This window comes from Pseudomonas huaxiensis (assembly GCF_003231275.1).
GTDB classification, from domain to species: domain Bacteria; phylum Pseudomonadota; class Gammaproteobacteria; order Pseudomonadales; family Pseudomonadaceae; genus Aquipseudomonas; species Aquipseudomonas huaxiensis.
Genome location: NZ_QKVL01000001.1, coordinates 24,988 through 49,653, shown reverse-complemented (window position 1 = coordinate 49,653; position 24,666 = coordinate 24,988). Strand labels below are relative to the sequence as shown.

Annotated in this window: 20 protein-coding genes; 7 read left to right on the top strand and 13 right to left on the bottom strand. The window is 62.5% G+C overall.

Annotation, left to right across the window (positions count from 1 at the left end; all coding sequences use genetic code 11):
• Positions 1 to 69: 69 nt before the first annotated feature.
• The 3 genes from DM374_RS00235 to DM374_RS00225 all read right to left on the bottom strand — a co-directional run bounded on the left by DM374_RS00235 (position 70) and on the right by DM374_RS00225 (position 2,426).
• Positions 70 to 1,653, bottom strand: a complete 1,584-nt coding sequence (locus tag DM374_RS00235) for a peptide chain release factor 3 (protein WP_110968068.1) — start codon at positions 1,651 to 1,653, stop codon at positions 70 to 72.
• Between the two features lie 110 nt (positions 1,654 to 1,763).
• On the bottom strand, positions 1,764 to 2,093 hold the full coding sequence (locus tag DM374_RS00230; RefSeq protein ID WP_110968067.1) for an XRE family transcriptional regulator: 330 nt from the start codon (positions 2,091 to 2,093) through the stop codon (positions 1,764 to 1,766).
• Positions 2,094 to 2,426 carry a type II toxin-antitoxin system RelE/ParE family toxin gene (locus DM374_RS00225; protein ID WP_225422437.1) on the bottom strand — a complete coding sequence of 111 codons (333 nt, stop codon included), beginning with the start codon at positions 2,424 to 2,426 and terminating at the stop codon, positions 2,094 to 2,096.
• Positions 2,427 to 2,842: 416 nt separating this feature from the next.
• Between DM374_RS00225 and DM374_RS00220 the strand changes: the two genes are divergently transcribed.
• Genes DM374_RS00220 through DM374_RS00205 form a run of 4 tightly spaced genes read left to right on the top strand, consistent with a single transcriptional unit; the run spans position 2,843 to position 6,279 of the window.
• The gene (locus tag DM374_RS00220) at positions 2,843 to 3,556 is read left to right on the top strand and encodes an ABC transporter permease (RefSeq protein WP_110968066.1); all 714 of its coding nucleotides are present in this window, start codon (positions 2,843 to 2,845) and stop codon (positions 3,554 to 3,556) included.
• A gap of 13 nt (positions 3,557 to 3,569) precedes the next feature.
• Positions 3,570 to 4,478 carry a glycine betaine ABC transporter substrate-binding protein gene (locus tag DM374_RS00215; protein ID WP_110968065.1) on the top strand — a complete coding sequence of 303 codons (909 nt, stop codon included), beginning with the start codon at positions 3,570 to 3,572 and terminating at the stop codon, positions 4,476 to 4,478.
• Complete coding sequence (locus DM374_RS00210; RefSeq protein ID WP_110968064.1) at positions 4,475 to 5,128, top strand: ABC transporter permease; 654 nt, start codon at positions 4,475 to 4,477, stop codon at positions 5,126 to 5,128. The genes DM374_RS00215 and DM374_RS00210 overlap by 4 nt, the downstream gene beginning before the upstream one ends.
• A complete protein-coding gene (locus DM374_RS00205) occupies positions 5,125 to 6,279 on the top strand; it encodes an osmoprotectant ABC transporter ATP-binding protein OsmV (protein WP_110968063.1) in 1,155 nt (384 codons plus the stop codon). Before DM374_RS00210 ends, DM374_RS00205 begins: the two co-directional genes overlap by 4 nt.
• A 109-nt stretch (positions 6,280 to 6,388) precedes the next feature.
• Here the strand turns inward: DM374_RS00205 and DM374_RS00200 are convergent, their stop codons facing one another.
• The 3 genes from DM374_RS00200 to DM374_RS00190 all read right to left on the bottom strand — a co-directional run bounded on the left by DM374_RS00200 (position 6,389) and on the right by DM374_RS00190 (position 10,417).
• Complete coding sequence (locus DM374_RS00200; protein ID WP_110968062.1) at positions 6,389 to 8,836, bottom strand: TonB-dependent siderophore receptor; 2,448 nt, start codon at positions 8,834 to 8,836, stop codon at positions 6,389 to 6,391.
• Positions 8,837 to 8,945: 109 nt separating this feature from the next.
• Positions 8,946 to 9,932, bottom strand: a complete 987-nt coding sequence (locus DM374_RS00195) for a FecR family protein (RefSeq protein WP_404821265.1) — start codon at positions 9,930 to 9,932, stop codon at positions 8,946 to 8,948.
• Positions 9,929 to 10,417, bottom strand: coding sequence for a sigma-70 family RNA polymerase sigma factor (locus DM374_RS00190; RefSeq protein WP_095159558.1), 489 nt, complete (start codon positions 10,415 to 10,417; stop codon positions 9,929 to 9,931). Before DM374_RS00190 ends, DM374_RS00195 begins: the two co-directional genes overlap by 4 nt.
• Positions 10,418 to 11,079: 662 nt before the next feature.
• On the opposite strand from DM374_RS00190, the gene DM374_RS00185 reads away from it, so the two are divergent.
• Positions 11,080 to 12,243 carry a type III PLP-dependent enzyme gene (locus DM374_RS00185; protein WP_095159557.1) on the top strand — a complete coding sequence of 388 codons (1,164 nt, stop codon included), beginning with the start codon at positions 11,080 to 11,082 and terminating at the stop codon, positions 12,241 to 12,243.
• A 122-nt stretch (positions 12,244 to 12,365) separates the two neighbouring features.
• On the opposite strand, the gene DM374_RS00180 is transcribed toward DM374_RS00185, so the two are convergent.
• Entirely contained in the window at positions 12,366 to 13,124 is a 759-nt protein-coding gene (locus tag DM374_RS00180) for a tetratricopeptide repeat protein (protein ID WP_110968060.1), read from the bottom strand.
• Between the two features lies 1 nt (position 13,125).
• Positions 13,126 to 13,806, bottom strand: coding sequence for a Fe2+-dependent dioxygenase (locus DM374_RS00175; RefSeq protein WP_110968059.1), 681 nt, complete (start codon positions 13,804 to 13,806; stop codon positions 13,126 to 13,128).
• A gap of 209 nt (positions 13,807 to 14,015) precedes the next feature.
• On the opposite strand from DM374_RS00175, the gene DM374_RS00170 reads away from it, so the two are divergent.
• Both DM374_RS00170 and DM374_RS00165 read left to right on the top strand, forming a co-directional pair.
• The gene (locus DM374_RS00170; protein WP_110968058.1) at positions 14,016 to 16,358 is read left to right on the top strand and encodes a TonB-dependent receptor; all 2,343 of its coding nucleotides are present in this window, start codon (positions 14,016 to 14,018) and stop codon (positions 16,356 to 16,358) included.
• 105 nt (positions 16,359 to 16,463) lie between these two features.
• Positions 16,464 to 19,031: a PepSY domain-containing protein gene (locus DM374_RS00165; protein WP_110968057.1), complete on the top strand. Its 2,568-nt coding sequence runs from the start codon at positions 16,464 to 16,466 to the stop codon at positions 19,029 to 19,031.
• A 139-nt stretch (positions 19,032 to 19,170) separates the two neighbouring features.
• On the opposite strand, the gene DM374_RS00160 is transcribed toward DM374_RS00165, so the two are convergent.
• From DM374_RS00160 to DM374_RS00140, 5 genes are all read right to left on the bottom strand, one after another.
• The gene (locus DM374_RS00160) at positions 19,171 to 19,962 is read right to left on the bottom strand and encodes an amidohydrolase (protein ID WP_110968056.1); all 792 of its coding nucleotides are present in this window, start codon (positions 19,960 to 19,962) and stop codon (positions 19,171 to 19,173) included.
• Positions 19,950 to 21,098, bottom strand: a complete 1,149-nt coding sequence (locus DM374_RS00155) for a pyridoxal phosphate-dependent aminotransferase (protein WP_110968055.1) — start codon at positions 21,096 to 21,098, stop codon at positions 19,950 to 19,952. The genes DM374_RS00160 and DM374_RS00155 overlap by 13 nt, the downstream gene beginning before the upstream one ends.
• 172 nt (positions 21,099 to 21,270) lie before the next feature.
• On the bottom strand, positions 21,271 to 22,737 hold the full coding sequence (gene der / locus DM374_RS00150; protein WP_110968054.1) for a ribosome biogenesis GTPase Der: 1,467 nt from the start codon (positions 22,735 to 22,737) through the stop codon (positions 21,271 to 21,273).
• Between the two features lie 118 nt (positions 22,738 to 22,855).
• Entirely contained in the window at positions 22,856 to 24,007 is a 1,152-nt protein-coding gene (gene bamB, locus DM374_RS00145; protein WP_110968053.1) for an outer membrane protein assembly factor BamB, read from the bottom strand.
• Entirely contained in the window at positions 24,000 to 24,641 is a 642-nt protein-coding gene (locus DM374_RS00140) for a YfgM family protein (RefSeq protein WP_110968052.1), read from the bottom strand. Before DM374_RS00140 ends, bamB begins: the two co-directional genes overlap by 8 nt.
• Positions 24,642 to 24,666 lie beyond the last annotated feature (25 nt).

Here is a 24,666-nt window from a genome sequence, read left to right as displayed (position 1 = left end):
TCAAGAAAAAGCGGGCCAATACACGGACCGCTTCTTCTTGTAGCTTGCAGCTTCAAACTTGCGGCTGCATCAATGGTGCTCGCGGGTCGCGCGGAATTTCACGTCCGGCCAGCGCTCTTCCATCAGCGCCAGGTTGACCCGGGTCGGTGCCAGGTAGGTCAGGTGACCACCGCCGTCCACCGCCAGGTTTTCTACGGCCTTGACCTTGAATTCTTCCAGCTTCTTCTTGTCATCGCAGGCAATCCAGCGAGCCGACCAGACGGTGATCGGCTCGTAGGCGCATTCGACCTTGTATTCCTCTTTCAAGCGGCTGGCGACCACATCGAACTGCAGCACACCCACGGCGCCGAGAATGATGTCGTTGCTGCGCTCCGGGAAGAACACCTGGGTCGCGCCCTCTTCGGCCAACTGTTGCAGGCCCTGACGCAGTTGCTTGGATTTCAGCGGGTCCTTCAAACGCACACGACGGAACAGTTCCGGGGCGAAGTGCGGGATACCGGTGAAGCCCAGGCTCTCGCCTTCGGTGAAGGTGTCGCCGATCTGGATGGTGCCGTGGTTGTGCAAACCGATGATGTCGCCCGCGAAGGCTTCTTCCAGTTGCTCACGCTCGGAGGAGAAGAAGGTCAACGCGTCGCCGATGCGCACGTCCTTGCCGGTGCGCACGTGGCGCATCTTCATGCCTTTCTCGTACTTGCCCGAGCAAATGCGCATGAAGGCGATACGGTCGCGGTGTTTCGGGTCCATGTTCGCCTGGATCTTGAACACGAAACCGGAGAACTTCTCTTCCACCGGCTCCACGGTGCGCTCGTGGGCAACGCGGGCCAGCGGGCGTGGCGCCCAGTCGACAACGGCGTCGAGCACGTGGTCAACACCGAAGTTGCCCAGCGCGGTACCGAAGAACACCGGGGTCAGTTGGCCGTTGATGAACTCTTCCTGATTGAATTCATGGCAGGCGCCCTGCACCAGTTCCAGTTGCTCGATGAAGCGATCGTACTCGTCAGCCAGGTGCGCGCGAGCCTCGTCGGAGTCGAGCTTCTCGATGATCTTCACCTCGGTACGCTCGTGGCCGTGGCCCGGGGTGTAAACGATGATGTAGTCATCGGCGAGGTGATAGACGCCTTTGAAATCCTTGTAGCAACCGATCGGCCAGGTGATCGGCGCGGCCTTGATCTTCAGTACCGCCTCGATCTCGTCGAGCAGCTCGATCGGGTCGCGGATATCGCGGTCGAGTTTGTTGATGAAGCTGACGATCGGCGTATCGCGCAGGCGGCAGACATCCATCAGGGCGATGGTCCGCGGCTCGACGCCTTTACCGCCGTCGAGCACCATCAGCGCCGAGTCCACGGCGGTCAGGGTGCGGTAGGTATCTTCGGAGAAGTCTTCGTGGCCCGGGGTGTCGAGCAGGTTGATCATGTGCTCGCGATAGGGGAACTGCATCACCGAGGTGGTGATGGAGATACCACGTTGCTTCTCCATTTCCATCCAGTCGGAAGTGGCATGGCGGTCGGACTTGCGCGACTTCACCGTACCGGCGACAGCGATCGCCTTGCCCATCAGCAGGAGCTTCTCGGTGATGGTGGTCTTACCGGCGTCGGGGTGGGAAATAATTGCGAAAGTGCGGCGCTTCGCGACTTCGGCGGCCTGGTTGGTCATGGGAAATCGCCTGACTGGGGATTGAAAAATGGGGCGGTATCATACCTGAAGTCGGGCGGGGACCAAAATCTGGTCCCTGATTTTGTTATTCCCATACACAGGTTGAGGTGTCACTCAACCGTGCTGGATTTCTCGGTGAACCCCTCCAGCGTCACAGGTGGACGGCCAGGCATGTGAACAACCAACTCCAACGTGCCGCCCATCGCCTCCAGATAACTGCGCAGGGTGGAAATCAGCATATCGCTGCGCTTCTCGACCTTGGAAACGTTGGCCTGCCGAATCGACATTCGTCCTGCAACATCTTCCTGGGTGATTTCCAGTTGCTTGCGTAGCGCCTGTAATGTCATTTCCTCGCGAAGCAACTCACGGGTTCGCGACTGAACGCGCGCTCTGCTTTCCGGAGAAAGACTGCCTCGTATTTCATCAAGTGTTACCGACATCTAGACCTCTCCTGACAAGTACCTGCCAAAACGCTCATCCGCTTGAGCAATGAGTTTCTGATAAAAACGCCCCTGACCGACGCCGGCCTTGTCGCCTGCAACAAGCAAAACCGCACAACGCGAAGGGTCAAAAGCAAAAGCTACGCGCCACACCCCTTCACCGAACCGAAACCGCAACTCCTTCATGTTGCAATACCGGGAGCCCTTCAAGGTATCGACCCTCGGACGTCCCAACATCGGCCCCAGGGCTTCCAACACTTCCATCTGGGAAATCAATTCCTCCCTGAACCGTTCGTCGTAGGTTCGAAATTCGGCAGCAAACTCAGGGCACAACCTGACTGACCATCTCAAAAATACCTCCAAAGGAATATTCCCTCAAGCGACTATTCGCAAGAAGCACAGAGGAAATACTGAACCTCGCGACTAACGGCCCAACAGCAGGTACTTCAACGCCTCCACGTCAGAATCACGCTGCTTTCTCGTGCGATATTTCGTACACGCCAGGGATAAACACTGGCCAAATGCCGCATCAGATGGGAACCTTTAAAGCAATGGAGGCGTCCATTCCCCTGCAATGACCGTTGGTCGGGGTGGGTTTCACCGGCAACACGAGCCTGACGGGGCTTCGCTCATGGCGTGCACATCACCCTCTGCGGGAACGCGCGCTGCTACTCGCGAACACACTGCCTGCCGCCTGGAATGGTGGCCGCCACGGGAGTGTGTCCGCCGACAAGAAAAGGAGTCCGCCTGTGGCTAAACGCTATGGCAAGGGGCTGATGGGATGGGCCGCCGCGCTCGTCATCCTGGCCCTGCTGATCCACTGGATCGGCATCGATACGATCGCGCACTACCGCGCCGATCTCTGGTTCTACCTGCAGGCGCACCTGATGCTGGTGCTGCTGTCGATGGTGGCGGCGTTGGCCGTGGGTATCCCCGCCGGCATTGCCCTGAGTCGACCACACCGGGTCGACCGCGCCGAACGCTTCATGCAGATCTTCAACATTGGCAACACCGTTCCGCCCCTCGCCGTTCTCGCCATCGCCCTGAGTATCCTCGGCATCGGCGCCGGCCCCGCGATCTTCGCGCTGTTCCTCGCCTCGTTGTTGCCCATCGTGCGCAACACCTACGAAGGCCTGAAAAACGTTCCCGCCTCGCTCAAGGAAGCCGCCACCGGCATCGGCATGACCCCGCGTCAGTCGCTGTTCAAGGTCGAGCTGCCCAACGCCGTGCCGATCATCGTCGGTGGTGTGCGGGTGGCCCTGGCGATCAACGTCGGCACTGCACCGCTGTCGTTCCTGATCGGCGCCAACAGCCTGGGCAGCCTGATCTTCCCCGGCATCGCCCTGAACAATCAGCCGCAATTGCTACTCGGCGCCGCCTGCACCGCGGCCCTGGCACTGCTGCTCGACGCGCTGGTCAGCCAGTGCAGCCGCCGCTGGCTGGAACGCGGCCTGACTCACTGACCGAGGGACCCCGATGAAAAGAATCGCCTTGCTGCTGGGCGCGGCCCTGCTGTTCGCAGGATTTGCCCATGCCGCCGAAAAACCCTTGATCCGCATCGGCGCGCGGGTCTTCACCGAGCAGACCGTGCTCGCCGAACTCACCGCCCGCTACCTGCGCCAGCACGGCTTCGAGGTGCGCATCACCGGCGGGCTGGGTAGTAACCTGGCGCGCAGCGCCCAGGAAAGCGGCCAACTGGACATGGTCTGGGAATACACCGGCGTGTCGCTGGTGTCCTACAACCACATCGACGAACGCATGCCGAACGCCGAAGCCACCTACGCCCGGGTCAAGGAGCTGGACGCGAAGAAGGGCCTGATCTGGCTCGCACCATCGCGCTTCAGCAACACCTACGCCCTGGCCCTGCCGCGCAACATTGCCGAGCAGTACCCGCAGGTGAACAGCATCAGCCAGTTGAACCAGGTGCTGCGCGATGAGCCGAAGCAGACCCACGTGCTGGCGCTCGACACCGAATTCGCCAACCGCCCCGACGGCCTCGCCGGCCTGACCGAAACCTACGACCTGCAATTCACCCGCAAGGACATCCGCCAGATGGATGCTGGCCTGGTCTACACCGCCCTGCGTAACGGCCAGGTGTTCACCGGCCTGGTCTACACCACCGACGGACGCCTGAGCGCCTTCGACCTCAAGCTGCTGGAAGACGATCGCCACTACTTCCCCGACTACACCGCCGCGCCCGTGGTACGCAAAGAACTGCTCGACGCCCACCCGCAACTGGCCGAACTGCTCAAGCCGCTGGCAGAACAACTGGACGACGAGACCATGCGCCAGCTCAACGCCAAGGTCGATGTCGAGCACCAGAGCCCGGGCAAGGTCGCTGACGAGTTCCTCAGCCAGCATCCACTGCAAGGAGGTGCGCAATGAGCCTGCTGGATACCTTTGCCCATCTGGACTGGGCGCAAGTGCTGCAACTGACTGGCCAGCACATAACCCTGGTGGGCATCGCCGTCACCCTGGCGATTGTCGTCGGCGTGCCGCTGGGCATTCTGATGACCCGCTTCCCGGCCCTCGCCGGCCCGCTGCAGGCCAGCGCCACGGTGCTGCTGACCGTGCCGTCGATCGCCCTGTTCGGCCTGCTGCTGCCGTTCTACTCCAAGTTCGGCCAGGGCCTTGGCCCGCTGCCGGCGATCACCGCGGTGTTCCTTTATTCACTGCTGCCCATCATGCGCAACACCTACCTGGCCCTGACCAGCGTCGAGCCGGGCATCCGTGAAGCCGCCCGTGGCATCGGCATGACCTTCGGCCAGCGCCTGCGCATGGTCGAGTTGCCGATCGCCGTGCCGGTGATCCTCGCCGGCGTGCGTACCGCCGTGGTGATGAACATCGGCGTCATGACCATCGCCGCGACCATCGGTGCCGGTGGCCTTGGCGTACTTATCCTGACCTCCATCAGCCGCAGCGACATGTCGATGCTGCTGGTCGGTGCCGTGCTGGTGAGCCTCCTGGCCATCGCCGCCGACCTGCTGCTGCAAGCCCTGCAACGCTCGCTGACTCCAGAAGGACTGCTCAAATGATCGAACTCCAGAACCTCTCGAAAACCTTCCAAAGCAACGGCAAGGAGGTCAAGGCGGTCGACTCGGTCAGCCTGACCGTCAACGAAGGCGAGATCTGCGTCTTCCTCGGCCCGTCCGGTTGCGGCAAGAGCACCACGCTGAAAATGATCAACCGCCTGATCGAGCCCACCTCGGGCAAGGTGCTGATCAATGGCGAAGACACCACCGGCCTCGACGAAGTAACCCTGCGCCGGCGCATCGGCTACGTGATCCAGCAGATCGGTCTGTTCCCCAACATGACCATCGAAGAAAACATCACCGTGGTCCCGCGCCTGCTCGGCTGGGACAAGCAGAAATGCCACGACCGCGCCCGCGAACTGATGAGCATGATCCGCCTGGAGCCCAAGCAATATCTGCAGCGCTACCCGCGTGAGCTGTCCGGTGGTCAGCAACAGCGGATCGGCGTGATCCGCGCGCTGGCTGCCGAAGCACCGCTGCTGCTGATGGACGAGCCGTTCGGCGCGGTCGACCCGATCAACCGCGAGATGATCCAGAACGAATTCTTCGAGATGCAGCGGGCGCTGAACAAGACCGTGATCATGGTCAGCCACGACATCGACGAAGCGATCAAGCTGGGTGACAAGATCGCGATCTTCCGTGCCGGCAAGCTGGTGCAACTGGATCACCCGGACACCCTGCTGGCGCACCCGGCGGACGAGTTCGTCAGCAACTTCGTCGGCCAGGACAGCACCCTCAAGCGCCTGCTGCTGGTGCGCGCCGAAGACGCGGCGGACAACGCCCCGTCGGCCAGCCCGGAGATGGTCGTCGCCGATGCGCTGGAACTGATGGATGAGCATGACCGCAAGTACGTGGTGGTGACCGATCAGGACAACCGCGCGCTGGGTTATGTGCGCCGGCGCGACCTGCATCGCCAGCAAGGGACGTGCGCCGACTTCCTGCGCCCGTTCAACGCCACTGCGGCGCATGACGAGCATTTGCGCATCCTGTTGTCGCGGATGTACGAGTTCAACCGGGCGTGGTTGCCGGTGCTGGATGGCGATCAGGTGTTCCTGGGGGAAGTGACGCAGGAGTCGATTGCGGCGTACCTGAGTTCGGGCCGGTCGCGAGGTGGGAAGACCAGCATTGTGTCGCCGGCTGAGGCTGTGGTTTAAAGCTTGGGGCCCTTTCGCTGGCAAGCCAGCTCCCACAGGGTTCAGTGTCGCCACGGACACTGTGGGAGCTGGCTTGCCAGCGATGAGGCCCTAAAGGCCAACCTGAAAATCAGAACCCTACACTGGCCTGCACATAAAACGTCCGCGGCTCACCCAGATAGATCCCCGAGTTGTTGTCGCTCGACCGGGTGTAGTACTGCTTGTCGAAGATGTTCTTCACCCCCGCCCCCAGTTTCAGGTTCGACAGGTCCTTGCCGAACTCATACCCGCCCCGCGCGCTCCAGGTCACATAACCCGGGATATTGCCGTACTGGCCATCGGCGCTCGGCTCGGTGATGTAGTTGCCGTTGAAGCTGCCGTCGGCGTTCATGCCGGTGCCCGGTGCGCGCTGTTTCGATTGGGCGAAGGCGTCCAGGTTCCAGGTCCAGCGGTCCACCTGGTAACGCAGCCCGGCATTGACCACCTGACGCGAGTAGAACGGCAGGTCACGGCCCTTGAAGCCGGGAATCTCACCTTCATAAGTCGCGCGGGTGTAAGTGAACCCGGCATTGGCGCTCAGGCCATCCAGGCGTGGGTCGAGCCCCGACAGGTCGTAATGCACCGACGCTTCGATCCCTTGGTGCTTGGTCGCGCCGAGGTTGGTCCAGCCGATGTCGTTGCTGATGTATTGCAGCTCGTCGTCGAAGTCGATGTAGAACGCCGTCAGTTCGCCGCCCCACTCGCCATTGTCATAGCGGGTGCCGATCTCGTAGGTCTTGGCCTTTTCCGCTTCCAGGCCGTTGGCGGTCTGGTCGCCGTTGCCGCCCTGGCCGAGCTGGAAGTACTGCAGGCTGCCGAACGAAGTCTCGTAGTTGGCGAAAAGCTTCCAGGCATCGGACAGGTGATACATCACGCTCAGCGCCGGCAACGGCTCGTTGCTGGTCACGCTGCGGCTCTTGGCCTGCACCGGTACGCCGTTGGTGCCGCGCACGGCGCGGTCTTTCCAGTCGGTATTGATGTGCTCGAAGCGCACGCCCGGGGTGATGGTCCAGTTGCCGATATCGATCTTGTCATCGATGTAGTAGGCGCTGGCCTCGGTACCGCCGGTGCGGTCCTGGAACACATGGCCGTCGGAGGTCGGCGTCACGGTCGGGACGTTATTGATCAGCGCCAGGCGGCTGGACTGCTCGTGCATGGCTTCTTTCAGGTAGCGATAACCAACGCTGACTTCCTGGGTGGCCGGGCCACTGAAGAAGATCCGCGAAACCCGCGGCTCGATCGCGAAAGTACGGTAGCTACGCGGGTAGGAACTGAGGGTTTTCTGGTCGCGGGCGGCGATGGTGCTGCCGCGGAAGCTGTCGGTGTAGTAGGTCAGCACTTCGAACTGGGTGACGTCGTCGATCTGCCGCAGGTACTTGAGCGAGACATCTTTGCGCCGGCCGCTGAAGTTGTCGTAGTCGCGGTCGGACTGGTACGGGTCGGCGTCGAACTGGGCCTGGGTCAAACCACCAGGCATGTCGGCCTTGCCGTCGTAGTAGTGGAAGTTCAGCGACAGTTCGTCCTGGTCGGTCAGCGCCCAGTGGGTCTTGAGCAGCACGTCGTCGATATCGTTGTCGTTGTTGCTGCTGCGGTAGCCATTGCCGTTGACCCCGGAATACAGCAGCGCAGCGCCCAGGCCGTTGTCGGCGGTACCGCCGATGAACGCCGACTCGATGTGCTTCCAGCCGCCATGGCGGGAAGTTTCCAGGGTGGTGCCGATTTCACCGGTGGCCTTCTCGGGAATCGCACGGGTGACGAAGTTGATCACCCCGCCAACGTTCTGCGGCCCGTAGCGCACGGAACCGGCGCCGCGCACCACGTCGATGCTGTCGAGGTTGCCGGAGGAAATCGGTGCCATCGACAGTTGCGGCTGACCATAGGGCGCGAACGCCGCCGGAATGCCGTCGATCAGCACCGTGGAGCGTGGCGACAGACGCGAGGTCAGGCCACGCACGCCGACGTTGAGCGACAGGTCGCTGCCGCCGGTGCCGTTGGAATCCTGCACTTGTACGCCGGGAATGCCCTTGAGCACGTCTCGCACATTCATCGCGCCCTGCTCGACCATCGCTTCGCGGCGCACCACGGTGCGCGCGCCCGGATGATTCTGCACCACCGTTTGCTGCGCATCGCCGAGCCAGTCGCCGACCATGGTGATGTCGGTGGGCGCCAGTTCCAGCGTGCCGTTGGCGGCCTGGCTGTCGCCCTGTGCCGGATGCAGCACCACGGTGCCCTGGGAAATCTCGTAGGTCAGCCCGCTGCCTTGCAGCAACGCTTGCAGCGCCTGCTCCGGCGACAGCTTGCCGGACACAGCCGGCGCCTGCTTGCCAGCGACCAGCGCGGGGCTGAAGAACAACTGCAGCGACGTCTGCTGGCCCAACTGGTTCAGCGCCGTGGCCAGCGACTGGGCCTGGATCTGGATGCTGGTGGGGGCCGAGTCAGCGTAGCTGTTGCCGATACCGGCACTGACCGCCAACGCCAGGGCCAGAGGCAACCAGCGCGAACGGCTGGCGGAGCGCGGAGAAAGCTTGTTGTTGTTCACGTCTTCGAGAAGTCCTGAGGGAGGATCGGGATCAACTGCCGTTGCGAATGGAAATGCTTGGCAGTTACAAGTCGGGCAGGAAGACGAACAACTCGGAAAATACCTGAATCTATTTTGAAATTATTTCGTGGGAGCCATCAGCATGGGCCACCACGGTGACCGGCAGGATGCTCGGCAAGGCTCGTAGCAGAGCATCCGTGTCATCAATTCGGAAGGTGCTGCTCAGGCGCAGGGCGGCGACTTTCGGCGCCACTTTCAGGGGCTGCTCGCGATAGCGCGAGACTTCTTCCGCCACCTGCGCCAGCGAGGCATCGGTGAACACCAGCTTGCCGGACCGCCAGGCGGTGAGTGCCGCAGCATCCACCTTATAAGGAGCAGCCACCGCGCCCGAAGCATCGATATGCGCCCCGAGCCCGGCGCTGAGCAGCGCCTTCGACTCGCCCTGGCCCTGCACCCGCACCGAGCCCTGCTCCACCGCGACGCGGGTTTGCCCGGGATCGCGGCGCACATCGAAGCGCGTCCCGGTAACGGTGACCGTGCCATGGCCGGCATCGACCACAAAGGGCCGGCTGCTGTCGTGGGCCACGCTGAACATCACCTCGCCCTGTTCCAGGCGGATGTCGCGCTGCCCGGCGCTGAAGCGCACGTCCAGGCGGGTGCGACCATTGATCTCCAGGTGCGAGCCGTCCGGCAGTTCTACCTGGCGGCGCTCACCGAGGCCGGTCTGCAAGTGCTCATGGTAATTGAGATTGTGCTGCTGCCAGCCGAACCAGCCCAGGCCCACCGCCGTCGCCAGCACACTGGCAGCGAGCGCTTGCTGGACGAAACGCCGACGCGGCAAGGTGCTGACCCGGTCTTCGACACACAGCGCTTCGAGGCGCGCACGCGGCAACAGGTCAGCCGCCTGCCAGAGCTGGCCGAGCTGGTCGTATTCGTCGCGGTGAAGGGGATCCTGCGCCAGCCAGGCATCGAAACACGCCTGCTGCTCGGACGACAGCGGCGCGTCCTGGACGCGGGCGAACCATTCGGCCGCCTGCTCGCGCGCGGCCTCTTGTGGGCTGTGGCCCTGATTCATGAATACATTCGCCTGACTCATCTCTTCGACACATCCAAGTGCTCGCGCAGATGGCGAAGCGTGCGGATCATATACTTTTCGACCATGTTCTTGGTCAATCCCATGCGCTCGGCGATCTCTGCCTGAGTCAGCCCTTCGAGCTTCTGCCAGACGAAGACCTTGCGGCAATTCAACGGCAACTCCGCCAGGGCCCGCTCGACGCTGTCGGCCAGCTGCAGCGCATTCATATACGCCTCCGGGTCATCCGTCAGCGGCGGGGTCAGGTCCAGGGCCTGCTGTTCGAGGGATTGGCGGCGGTCCTCGCGGCGGTAACCGTCCACCGCGATATTGCGCGCCGTCTGGTGCAGATAGGCGCGCGGCTGTGCCACCGCGTCCTGCTCGCTTTCCAGTACCCGCACGAACGCATCGTGCGCGAGGTCCTCGGCTTGCTGGCGACTGCGCAACTTGCGCGTCCAGGTGCCGATCAACTCGTGGTAGTGGTCGAGGAAGCCTTTGTGTCGAGACACGATAGGAAGGTCGTCGTCAGGCAGTTGGAAGGGTGCGCGAATAGTAATGTTTCTTATTAAGCCCGGCAAATCCTGTGTAGGGGCTTCCGACCAAGCGCTTTTTGTCTGTGATTCGGGAATTTTTTTTGTCGGAAATACCCACCTTTCAAGTGGCCATAAATATGAACAGTGAGCCGTTCAAATAAGACCCACGAAGCGACACGACAAACGGTCGTTTTTTCATTTAAAGGTGATTTCGAAGCGAAACTCGCCGATCAAAACGCCAGATGACGAAGTTACCGAGAAGTCAGCAAATCGCCACCTATTCCACAATTTTTTACGCAAGGACGATCCAGCGGAACATCTGGCTGTCACCTGAGTCGGTTATGAAGGAAACAAGTCGACAACGAGCGGCTGATCAGTACGAAAACGCGACATTTTTTGTTGATCTTGAACCCCTCAAGTCCTAAAGTTCGCGCCGAACGTCCATGCTGGAAACGATCCATCCGGCTCAAGTACTGACGACGAGACAGCAAGGTCACCCGCAGCAGCTTTCAATCGCGCGGATGACCTTTTTGCTTTCGGCGACATGCCTTGGGAAGTAGGCGAACCAAAGTGGGGATACGGAGGGCGTTCAGTTTGCAGCCACTTATTTTTTCAGTTTGCCCATGGAGTCCCCAAGCATGTCGATTCAAGTCGAAGACTACTTCGCGCGTGAAACCTTCCAGAAAATGAAGGCGTTCGCCGACAAGCAAGAAACCCCGTTCGTACTCATCGACACCCAGATGATCAGCCAGGCCTACGATGACCTGCGCGCGGGCTTCGAGTTCGCCAAGGTCTACTACGCGGTCAAAGCAAACCCGGCGGTCGAAATCATCGACCTGCTGAAAGAGAAAGGTTCGAGCTTCGACATCGCCTCGATCTACGAGCTGGACAAAGTGATGGACCGCGGCGTCAGCGCCGACCGTATCAGCTACGGCAACACCATCAAGAAATCCAAGGACATCCGCTACTTCTACGAGAAGGGCGTGCGTCTGTATGCCACCGACTCCGAAGCCGACCTGCGCAACATCGCCAAGGCCGCGCCGGGCTCGAAAGTCTACGTGCGCATCCTCACCGAAGGCTCCACCACTGCCGACTGGCCACTGTCGCGTAAATTCGGCTGCCAGACCGACATGGCCATGGACCTGCTGATCCTCGCCCGCGACCTGGGCCTGGTGCCTTACGGTGTGTCGTTCCACGTCGGTTCGCAGCAGCGCGACATCAGCGTCTGGGACGCGGCGATCGCCAAGGTCAAAGTGATCTTCGAGCGTCTGAAAGAAGAAGACGGCATCGAACTGAAACTGATCAACATGGGTGGCGGCTTCCCGGCCAACTACATCACCCGCACCAACAGCCTGGAAACCTACGCCGAGGAAATCATCCGCTTCCTCAAGGAAGACTTTGGCGACGACCTGCCGGAAATCATCCTGGAGCCGGGCCGCTCGCTGATCGCCAACGCCGGCATTCTGGTCAGTGAAGTGGTGCTGGTTGCGCGTAAATCGCGTACCGCCGTCGAGCGTTGGGTTTACACCGACGTGGGCAAATTCTCCGGCCTGATCGAAACCATGGACGAGTCCATCAAGTTCCCGATCTGGACCGAGAAGAAAGGCGAGATGGAAGAAGTGGTTATCGCCGGCCCGACCTGCGACAGCGCCGACATCATGTACGAACACTACAAGTACGGCCTGCCGCTGAACCTGGCGATCGGTGACCGTCTGTACTGGCTGTCGACCGGTGCCTACACCACCAGCTACAGCGCCGTCGAATTCAACGGCTTCCCGCCGCTGAAAGCGTTCTACCTGTAATGCAAAAAAGGGGGCTGATCACTCAGCCCCTTTTTTTGAGCTATAAGCGGCAAGCTATAAGCGGCAAGAAAGTGCAGTCCGTGTCGCCGCCGCTTTATCTTGCGGCTTGTAACTTGCAGCTTTCAGCTTGCAGCTGATATTGAAGCCAAGCGCGCCTTGTAAGCCCCCGCCATCGCCCGAATCTCCGCCTGCGCCGCCTGCTCCAATGCCGGCCCCGCTACCCGCAGGAAATTCGCATTGCCGCCTTCCAGCGCCCGCTGCAACCAGCCCAGCGCTTCATCGAGCAAGCCCTGCCCGGCCAGGATCGCCGCATGGCTGAACTGCCCGCGAAAATCCCCGCCCTCGGCTGAGCGTCGATACCACTCCCGCGCCGCCGACACGTCCGCCTGACAATGCTGACCCTCCTCCAGGTAACGCCCCAACAGGTTCATCGACTTGGCATGCCCCAGGTCCGCCGCCCGGCGATAACAGGCCAGCGCCACGCCATGGTCCAGCGCCACACCGCGCCCGGTCGCAAGCAGGTTGGCCAGGTTGTAAAGCCCCCAGTCCAGCCCGCCATTGGCCGCCTCGCGGTAATGTCGCGCCGCTTGCGTCACGTCCACCTCACCGCCCCAGCCGTGTTCCAGACAGCGCCCGAGCATGTTGTGCGCCATCACGCTGCCCTGCTGCGCGGCGATGCCGAACCAGCGCCGGGCGAGGACCGCATCCTGCTCGATACCACGCCCGTCCAGCAGGATCTGCCCGAGCAACGCCTGCGCTTCGACCACGCCCTCTGCCGACGCCATCAACAAGGCCTGGGCCGCCTTGGCCGGGCTCTGTTCGAGCATCTGCCCGAACGCGTCAGTGCCGATCACTTCCTCACGGCGCAACTGGAACGCCATGTCAGACCTCAGCCCAGCGGCGCAGCAGGTTGTGGTAAGTGCCGGTGAGCTGGATCAGCGACGGGTGATCAGGCACGTCGGCGGTGAGCTGCTGGATAGCGTTGTCCATCTCGAACAACAGGGTTCGCTGGCTGTCCTCGCGAATCATGCTCTGGGTCCAGAAGAACGCCGCGTAACGGGCGCCGCGGGTGACCGGATTGACCTTGTGCAGGCTGGTGCCGGGATACAAAACCATGTCCCCGGCCGCCAGCTTGACCTGCTGCAGACCGTAAGTGTCCTGGATCTCCAGTTCGCCGCCGTCGTAGTCCTCGGGATCGCTGAAGAACAGCGTCGAGGACAGGTCGGTGCGCACCCGCTCGATGCTGCCGCGGGGCTGGCGCACCGCGTTATCGATGTGGAAACCGAAGTTGCCGCCTTCGCGATAGCAGTTGACCAGTGGCGGAAACACCTTGTGCGGCAACGCAGCCGACATGAAACGCGGGTTGTTCCACAGACGCTCGATCATCGCGGTGCCGATTTCCTTGGCCAGTGGATGGGACTCGGGCAACTGCAGGTTGTGCTTGGCCTTGGCCGACTGATAGCCGGCGGTGATCTTGCCATCCGCCCAATCGGTGCTTTCCAGTGCCTCGCGAATACGCAGCACTTCCTCGCGGTTGAACAAGCCGGGAATGTGTAAAAGCATGGCGGTTGGCACCTGAACGGAAAAAGTTGCCAATGGTATTGATTCTTATCTCTTCGCCACAAGCCTCATCCGAGGGGTGGACATTGATCCCTGGCAAAATTTCGTGAAAAAGGTGTAAAGAATGTAAATGCCAACGTTTCTCAATTGTGAGTGCCAATCACTTGCTCTTATATTCCGCCCCCTCGAAACCTTGGGAGGGGGTCCACCTGATGTCACGTCAATTCGTACCAACCGCTGTCAGCTCGCCGCGCTTGCTCGCATCCGCCATTGGTGTAGCCATCACCGCAACGTCCGCCGCACACATGGCGTACGCCGACGAGCCGGCCCCTGTCCGCAAGGAAGGTTCGATTGCACTGGACGCCACCAGCATCAACGCTGAGGGCAATCAGGCGAGCACCGACTACAAGGTGGAAAAAGCCTCTTCGCCGAAATACACCGCGCCGCTGATCGACACGCCGCGCTCGGTGACGGTAATTCCGCAACAAGTCCTCAAAGACACCAACGCCCTGACCCTGCAGGACGCCCTGCGCACCGTGCCCGGCATCACCTTCGGTGCCGGTGAAGGCGGCAACCCGCAAGGCGACCGTCCGTTCATCCGCGGCTTCGACTCGCAAAGCGACACCTACCTTGATGGCGTGCGCGACACCGGCGCACAGACCCGCGAAATCTTCGCCGTGGAATCCGTTGAAGTCAGCAAGGGCCCGAACTCCGCCGTGGGCGGTCGTGGCGCGGCAGGCGGCAGCATCAACCTGGTGAGCAAAAAGGCGCACCTGGGCAACTCCTTCGACGGCGGCTTCACCTGGGGCTCCGACCAGACCCAGCGTTACACCCTCGACGGCAACTACCAGTTCAGCGACACCGCAGCCGGCCGCCTGAACCTGATGAGCCACGAGAGCAATGTCGCCGGCCGCGACAAAGTCGACTTCGACCGCTGGGGCATCGCTCCGTCCCTGGCCTTCGGCCTGGGCACCGACACCCGCGTCAACCTCGACTACTACCATATGGAAAGCAACGACCTGCCAGACTCGGGCGTGCCTTACACCTACAGCGGCGCCAACCGTACTTCGGCCAACCCGGACAAACCCTACGCCGGTGGCGACGACAGCAACTTCTACGGCCTGACCGACCGCGATTTCCGCAAGACCCGTACCGACATCGCGACCATCGCCGTCGAGCACGACCTGACGGAATCGCTGACCATCAAGAACACCCTGCGCCACGGCAACTCGGTGCAGGACTACATCCTGACCCAGCCGGACGACAGCAAGGGCAACGTCAACAACGGCAGCGTCTGGCGCCGGGCCAACACCCGCGTGGGCAACACCGCCACCACCACCAACCAGACCGACCTGTTCGGCGACTTCTATGTGGCCGGCTTCAAGAACAGCTTCTCCACCGGTATCGAACTGAGCCGCGAAGAAAGCGAGCGTTCGAGCTACGACGTCAACACCGATACCACGCCGTTGACGCCGATCACCTCGACAGTGCCGTCCAGCACCAACTGCACCCCGGGCATGATCGTCTCCAGCGGCTACAACTGCACCTCGCTGTCCAATCCGAACCCGGATGATCCGTGGAACGGCTCGATCAGCCGCAACTACGCTGGCACCACCACCAAGAGCAAGACCCGCGCGATCTACGTGTTCGACACTCTTGAGCTGAGCCCGCAGTGGCTGCTCAACATGGGCCTGCGCTACGACCACTTCGACACCGAATACCGCACCTATGGCGCTGACGGTGCCACTACCGTCAGCAGAAGCGGCGTGCGTGCCGAAGGCAAGGACACCAGCGAGTTCATCACTGGCCAGTTGGGCCTGGTGTGGAAGCCGGCAGACAACGGCAGCGTCTATGCCTCCTATGCCACCTCCGCAACCCCACCGGGTGCGATGCTCGGCGAAGGCATGGAAGGCAACCTCCTGCCAAACAGCACTGACCGCAGCGGCGTCCTGCTCGGCAGCGACATGGAGCCGGAAGAAACCAGCAACTACGAAATCGGTACCAAGTGGGACTTCCTCGACAGCCGTCTGTCGCTGACCGGTGCGATCTTCCGCACCGAGAAGGACAACGCCCGCGTCCAGGTCAACACCAACACCTACGAGAACGTCGGTACCACCCGCGTGGACGGCATCGAACTGGGTGCCAGCGGCAAGCTGACCGATAAATGGCAGGTCTTCGCCGGCTACACCTACATGGAAGGTCGCCAGATCGACGGCGGCCCGATGGGCAAGGCCAACGACGGCAACCAGTTGCCGAACCTGCCGAACAACGCGGCCAGCCTGTGGACCACCTACCAGGTGACACCGAAGCTGACCATCGGTGGCGGCGCGTTCTACACCGACGACGTCTTCGGCAGCGTGGCCAACACCACCATGGTCGACAGCTATGTTCGCTACGACGCCATGGCCGCCTACAAGCTGACCAAGAACGTCGACCTGCAACTGAACGTGCAGAACCTGACCAACGAGGTCTACTACGACAAGGCGTTCTCCACGCACTTCGCCAACCAGGCCGCCGGGCGCACCGCCCTGCTGAGCACCAGCGTCCACTTCTGAGGTCGCTGATTGGCAAAGCCCCGTTCATTTCGATGAACGGGGCTTTTGTGTATCAAGGCATAATGCGCGAGTAATTCGCATTCCCGGCAAGACAAGGTGGTTGATGTGCTGAAAAAGACGTTGTTCCAACTGCACTGGTTCTTCGGCATCACCGCCGGCCTGGTGCTCGCGCTGATGGGTATCACCGGCGCGACCTATTCGTTCCAGGACGAAATCCTCCGGGCCATCAACCCGCAGGTGCTCAAGGTCAAGGTCCGCGAAGAAGGCGTGCTGGCGCCGGCCGAGCTGGTGCGCCGGGTCGAGGCGACCGAGGGCAAGAAGGTTGCCATGCTCTGGGTCGAAACCCACAGCGATGCCGCCGCGCGGGTGTTCTTCACCCCGCCGCCGGGCGAGCGCCGTGGCCAGTTGCGCTACGTCGATCCTTACACCGGAGCGTTCCAGGGCGACGTGGTCGGCCAGGACTTCTTCAACCTGATGCTCAACCTGCACCGCTTCCTCGCCATCGGCGACACCGGTCGGCAGATCACCGGTGCCTGCACCTTGATGCTGGTGTTCTTCTGCCTGTCCGGCCTGTACCTGCGCTGGCCGCGTCAGGCGCTGAACTGGCGGGCGTGGCTAACGCTCGACTGGGCGAAGAAGGGTCGCGCCTTCAACTGGGACCTGCACGCGGTGGCCGGCACCTGGTGCCTGCTGTTCTATCTGCTGTTTGCCCTCACCGGGCTGTTCTGGTCCTACGAGTGGTACCGCGAAGGCCTGAACAAACTGCTGGCGGACCCGCCGCCAGCCGGCCAGGAGCAGAAACGCGGAGAAGGCCGTGGCAACCGCGGCGGTCATGGCGGCCCGCAAAAGCCTGACGCCAATGCACCCGCGCTGGTGGTCGACTACGACGCCATCTGGGCCAGCCTGCAAAAAGCCGCCGGCCCCGGCCTTGCTGCGTACAACCTGCGCCTGCCGCCGGTTGGCGGCCAGCCGGCGACGTTGTTCTACCTGCTCGACGATGCCGCCCATGAACGTGCCTACAACACCCTGACCATCGACCCGGCCAACGGCCAGGTTCGCCGTCAGGAGGTGTACACCGACAAGTCGTTCAAGGCGCAACTGCTGACCAGCATTTACGCGCTACACGTCGGCAGCTACTTCGGCCTGACCGGGCGCATCCTGGCGATGATCGCCAGCCTGACCATGCCGCTGTTCTTCGTCACCGGCTGGCTGCTGTACCTCGACCGTCGGCGCAAGAAACGCCAGGTCCGCGCAGCCCGCAGCGGCCTGAACCCGAGTACCGAGCAGAAAAACGGTTGGCTGGTGGGCTTCGCCAGCCAGAGCGGCTTCGCCGAACAACTGGCCTGGCAGAGCGCCGGCCAATTGCAGGCGGCCGGTCTGCCGGTGCGGGTGCAGCCGTTGGCGAGCATCAGCGAAGACGACCTGCGCCAGGCTCAGCGTGCGCTGTTCGTGGTCAGTACCTTCGGCGACGGCGAAGCGCCAGACAGCGCCTGCGGTTTCGAACGCAAGGTGCTTGGCCAGCCGTGGTCCCTGGATGGCCTCAATTACGCCCTGCTCGCCCTCGGCGATCGCCAGTACCCGCACTTCTGCGGCTTTGCCCGTCGCCTGAATACCTGGCTGGACGAGCGCGGTGCCAAGGCCCGCTTCGCCCCGGTGGAGGTCGACAGCGCCGATCCGCTGGCACTGCAGCATTGGCAGCAGCAGCTCGCGCAGATGAGCGGCAGCAGCACTGTTCCGGTCTGGCAGGCGCCGGAGTTCGCGCCCTGGACCCTGACTCAGCGCACGCTGCTCAATCCCGGCAGCCAGGGCTTGCCAGTATTCCTGCTGGGCCTGAGTGCGCCGGCACCGGCGCAATGGGACGCTGGCGACCTGGTGGAAATCCTCCCGCGCCTCGCTCCCGCCGCCATCGAGCGCTTCCTGCAAGGGCTCGGCCTGGACGCCAACACGCTGGTGCAGATCGACGGCTTGCAGGAGCCGCTGTCCGTGGCCCTCGCCAGCCGGCAGTTGCCGATGAGCCGCGAGCATCTAGTGGGCCTGCACGCCCAGGCACTGGTGGATGCACTGATCCCCATCGACGCACGGGAATACTCCATCGCCTCCATCGCCAGCGACGGCGTGCTGGAACTGATCGTGCGCCAGGAGCGTCATGCGGACGGTAGTTTGGGGCTGGGTTCTGGCTGGTTGACCGAGCATATGGCCTTGGGTGACAGCGTCAGCCTGCGCCTGCGCCGTAACAGCGGCTTCCATCTGCCGGGCGCTCCGGCGCCGATGATCCTGATCGGCAACGGCACCGGCCTGGCCGGCCTGCGTAGCTTGCTCAAGGCGCGCATTGCCAGCGGCGAGCAACGCAACTGGCTGCTGTTCGGTGAACGCAACCGGGCGCACGACTTCCATTGCCGTGAAGAACTGCAGGGTTGGGTGGAAAGCGGCGACCTGACGCGCCTTGATCTGGCGTTCTCTCGGGATCAGGCGGAGAAAGTCTACGTGCAGGATCTGTTACTGCAGCGCGGTGAAGAGCTGAAGCGCTGGCTGGATGACGGCGCGGCGATCTATATCTGCGGCAGCCTGCACGGCATGGCTGGCGGGGTGGATGCGGCGTTGAACGGGTTGCTGGGTGAGTCGGCGGTGGAAGAGCTGATCGAACTGGGGCGGTATCGCCGGGACGTTTATTGAGGATGATTCTGGGGCCGCTTTGCGTCCCTTCGCGACGGTTCGGCGTCCCGACGGGCTCGCTCCCACAGGATCATGGACCTGTCATCAACATGTGGGAGCGAGCTTGCTCGCGAAGGGCTGCAAGGCAGCCCCAGAACTTTCAATGAAGCTCGAAGGTATCGGCATCCAGGTTCGCCGGGAACCGTGTGCGGTACGCCGCCAGATCCACCGCGCTCAACACCGCAGTAAACACCCCGTCCGCCTCACCAGCGCTGAGCAAGCTCTCGCCCTGGAAGTCCAACACCTGGCTGTCGCCGGTATAAGCGAAGCCCTTGCCATCCGTACCCACCCGGTTCACCGCGGCCACATAGCACAGGTTCTCGATCCCCCGCGCCGGCAGCAACCGGTTCCAGTGCAGGCGTCGTGCCGCCGGCCAGTTGGCGGTGTACAGCAGCAGATCCGTGTCCTGAGCATCGCGGCTCCACACCGGGAAGCGCAGGTCGTAACAGATCAGCGGGCGCACCCGCCAGCCTTTGAGTTCGAACTGCACCTGACGCTCGCCGGGGGTGTAGTGCTTGTGCTCGCCGGCCATGCGGAACAGGTGGCGCTTGTCGTAGTGCAGAATCTCGCCATCCGGCCGCGCCCAGAGCAGGCGGTTGCGGTGGCTGCCGTCGGCGGCCTGGATGATCACGCTGCCGGTGATCACCGCATCGATACGTGCCGCTTGGGCCTTGAGCCACTTGTAGGTGGGGCCGTTTTCCGGCTCGGCCAGGCGCTCGGATTCCATGGAGAAGCCGGTGGTGAACATTTCCGGCAGGATCACCAGATCAGCGCCACGGGCCTGGTCCAGCAGGGTTTCGAAATGGGCGTAGTTTCCCTGGCGGTCCTGCCACAGCAGGCTGGTCTGGATCAGGGCAACGGTCAGGTTGGGCAGGCTGCTCAGATCGCGCATAGTTTCTCCGCTGCCTCGCGCAGCGTCTCCTCGCGTTTGGCGAAACACAGGCGCACGAGGCGCTGCTGCGCAATGGGCTGCTGGTAGAACACCGACACCGGAATGGTCGCCACGCCGTGTTCACGGGTCAGCCACAGGGCCATGTCGACATCGTTGAGGTCGGGGCGAATCTGCGAGTAATCCACCAACTGGAAGTACGTGCCCGCAGCGCGACGGAAGCTGAAACGCGATGGCGTCAGCAGGTCGCAGAACAGGTCGCGCTTGGCCTGATAAAAGGCCGGCAGTTCGTCCACATGCTCCGGGTGCTCGGCCATGAAATCCGCCAGCGCCCATTGCAGCGGGGTCACGCCACAGAAGTTGACGTACTGGTGGACCTTGCGCAGTTCGGCGCTCAAGGCCGGTGGCGCTACCACATAACCGGTCTTCCAGCCGGTGACGTGGTAGGTCTTGCCGAACGAACTGACCACGAACGCGCGCTGATACAGCGCCTCATGGGCCAGCACGCTGGCGTGGGCGACACCGTCGAACACCAGGTGCTCGTACACCTCGTCGCTGATCAGGTAAATGTCGCGGTCTGCGATCAACGCCGCCAACTGGTCCAGATCCGCCCGAGTAATCAGCGCGCCGCTGGGATTGTGCGGCGAGTTGATGATGACCATGCGCGTGCGCGGGCTCAGGGCATCGCTGAATTTCTGCCAGTCGATGGAGAAGTCCGTGGCGTCCAGTTGCACGTGCACGCAGCGACCGCCGGCCAGTTCGACGGCGGGCTCGTAGCTGTCGTAGCTCGGGTCGAAGACGATGACTTCATCACCGGCACGGATCACCGCATGAATGGCACAGAAGATCCCTTCGGTCGCACCCGGAACGATGGTGATTTCGTGGTCGGCATCGATGTTGACGCCGTAGTGCCGCGCAACCTTGGCCGCCACCTGCTGGCGCAACGCAGGCAGGCCGGTCATCGGCGAATACTGGTTGTGTCCGGCACTGACATGCCGCCCGACGGCGTCGAGCAAGGCCTGCGGGCCATTGAAATCGGGGAAACCCTGGGACAGGTTCAACGCGCCGGTCTGCACGGCGAGCTGGGACATGGTGGTGAAGATGGTCGTGCCGACATTCGGCAGCTTGCTGCTGATCATGGAGCCCTCTTTCCTGCGGACCCGCCCCGGGAGGCGCGGACAGGCCCCGAGCATAGCGGATTGGGTGGTCAGGAAAAAGGTTGAAACAAACTCCCGGCGCGGGGCGCTGATCCGGGTCAAAAACGCGTGCGGCGCGCCGCGAGCGAATAGCCCACGGTGCGCCGCAACGGTTTTACTTGCGCTTGTCCTTGCGCTTCTTCTCGGCTTTCTTGTGGTGCGTCATCAGCCGGCGCTTCTTGTTGACCTGGCGGTCGGTGAGGGTGTTCTTGTTGCCCTCATAAGGGTTGTCGCTACCCTTGTACTCGATGCGGATCGGCGTACCCACCAGCTTCAGCACGCGGCGATAGGTGTTTTCCAGGTAACGCGAGTACGAACGCGGGACCTTCTCCACCTGGTTGCCGTGGATCACGATGATCGGCGGGTTGGCGCCACCCAGGTGGGCATAACGCAGCTTGATCCGGCGGCTGTTGACCATCGGCGGCTGGTGCTCGCTGACCGCGTCTTCGAGGATCTGGGTCAGGCGGCTGGTCGGCCAGCGGGTGACCGCCGACTTGAACGAGTTCTGCACCGACTGGTACAGGTTGCCGACGCCAGTGCCGTGCAATGCCGAGATGAAGTGAATATCGGCGAAGTCGACGAAGAACAGCCGGCGCTCCAGCTCGGTCTTCACGTAGTCGCGCTCGCCCGGCTGCATGCCATCCCACTTGTTCAGGGCGATGACGATGGCGCGACCGGCTTCCAGGGCGAAGCCCAGCAGGTTCAGGTCATGGTCCACCACGCCCTCGCGGGCATCCATGACGAAGATCACCACGTTGGCGTCCTTGATCGCCTGCAGGGTCTTCACCACCGAGAATTTTTCAACTTCCTCGTGGATCTTGCCGCGCTTGCGCACCCCGGCCGTGTCGATCAGGGTGTACTTCTCTTCGTTGCGCTCGAAGGGAATGTAGATACTGTCGCGGGTCGTGCCGGGCTCGTCGTAGACCACCACGCGCTCTTCGCCGAGCATGCGGTTGACCAGGGTCGACTTGCCGACGTTGGGACGACCGATGATGGCGATCTTGATCCCATCTTTTTCGCTCGGGCCGGGAATCCGTACGGCTTCCTGGCCTTCGGCGACGTCTTCAGCCAGTGCGTCTTCTTCTTCCTCGCGCGGCGTGTCGCCCAGCACGATTTCCATCAACGTATTGATGCCACGGCCCTGGGAGCCGGCGACCGGAATCGCGTTGCCCATGCCCATCGGCGCGAACTCGGCGCGGGCGGTGTCAGGATCGATGTTGTCGATCTTGTTGGCCACCAGGTACGAGCGCTTGTTCCGCTTGCGCAGGTGCTCGGCGATCATCTGGTCGGCGGCGGTCATGCCGGCGCGGGCGTCGACCAGGAACAGCACGTGATCGGCTTCTTCGATGGCCATCAGCGATTGCTCGGCCATCTTTTCGTCCATGCCTGCTTCGTCACCGGTGATACCACCGGTGTCGATCAGGATGTAGCTACGTCCCTGCCAGCGCGCTTCGCCGTACTGGCGGTCGCGGGTCAGACCCGAGAGGTCGCCGACGATGGCGTCGCGGGTCTTGGTCAGGCGGTTGAACATGGTGGATTTGCCGACGTTCGGCCGACCTACCAGGGCGATTACGGGAACCATGCGGCTCTCCATTTGCGTAAATTCAAAAAATACAAAGGCCGCTGCGAGGCAGCGGCCGGAGTTTCGGGCGACGTCTCGCGACGTCGCGGCCCGGGGCACTCAGGCCCCAAGCATAGACTCAGCGTATGCTCAGCGCCTCAAGGGTGCCGCTGTTGCCATACACATAAATCGTGTCGCCCACCACCAGTGGGCGGGCGCGCAGTCCATCGCTGTCGATGCGCTCACGGCCAACGAAACGGCCGTCCACCTGGCTCAGCAGGTGCAGGTAACCTTCCAGGTCACCGACTGCCACGTAGCTGGAGAACACTTCCGGCGCCGACAACTGGCGGCGAGCCAGTTGGTCGTTGCTCCACAAGGCCGACGAAGAACGCTCGTCGATACCTTCGACAGTGCCCGTCGCTTCGCTCACATAAACGTTGCCGAAGCCCTGCGCCACACCGGTGTAGCTGGAAGCATCACGCTGCCAGAGCACACGGCCGGACTCCAGGTCCAGACCCGCGACGCGGCCCTGGTAGCTGGCGACGTACAGGGTGCCACCCGACAGCAGCAGGCCGCCGTCGATGTCCACCACGCGCTCCAGTTCCGAACGACCTTGCGGAACGGCGACCCGTTGTTCCCACACCGGCACGCCGTTGCGGGTATCCAGGGCGACCACTTTGCCACTGGACAGGCCGGCGACTGCCAGGCTGTTGGTAACGATCGGAGCACCGGTACCACGCAGGGTCAGTACCGCTGGAGTACTTTCGTAGATCCAGCGACGATCACCCGTGTTGGCATCGAGGCCGATCACGCGGTCGTCCTGAGTCTGGACGACAACGATGTCACCGTTGTTCGCAGGCGGAGCCAGCACTTCGCTGGTCACCCGGGAACGCCATTTCTCTTCGCCAGTGCTGGAGTCCAGGGCAATCACTTCACCCTTGAGGGTGCCGAGCGTGACCAGGCCATAACCAACGCCGACAGCGCCGGAGACCGGCAGGTCGAGGTCTTTCTTCCAGACCACGTCGCCGTTCAGACGGTCCAGGGCCATCACCACACCGGTGACGTCCGAGGCGTAGATCCGGTCGTTCTCGATCGCCGGCACCAGCATGTTGAAGCTGTCGCCCTGGCCATCGCCGATCGAACGGCTCCACTGCTTCTTGAGCACCACCTCTTCGGTGAACTTGGTCAGTTCGGCCGGAGGCAATTCCTTCTTGCTGTTGCTGCTGCAACCCGCGGCCAGAATGGCCAGGCTCAGCACTGCTGCATGTTTCCAACCAATCACGTCAGGCATCCCCTTTGGCCAGGTCGTCGAGCTTGAGTTGCAGACCACCTACCGCATCGTCGTCAGACAGTGCGGCCTTGGCCTTTTCGTATGCAGCATGTGCGTCATCGCTACGGCCCAGTTGCACCAGCAGGTCGCCCTTGAGCTCTTCGCGGGTGGCAACGAACGCCTTGTCAGTGTCGCCGTCGAGCAGTTTCAGGGCCTCATCGGCCTTGTTCTGTGCAGCCAGCACGCGGGCCAGACGCTGACGGGCGATTTCGCCCAGGGTCGCGTCGGCAGGCTTGTCGGTGACGCTCTTCAGCTCGGCGGCGGCGTCATCCAGCTTGCCGCTCTCCACCGCAACCTTGGCGACAAACAGGCTGGCGTACTGGGCGTAGGCCGAACCCGGGAACTCGCTTTTGAGCTTCCCGGAAAGCTCCGCGACCTTGGCCTTGTCGGGCTCACCGGTCGGCGTCAGCGTGGTTTCCAGCAGGGCCTGATAGAGGTTCGAGGCGCCTTGCGACTGGTTGTTCTGGTACTTGTGCCAGGCTTGCCAGCCAAACACCACAACCAGTGCGAGCAGACCGCCAGTTACCAGTGGCTTGCCGTTGCGCTCCCACCAGTCCTTGAATGCGGCCAGTTGTTCATCATCGGTACTCGACACCCCAATACTCCTTTTCACCAAATCC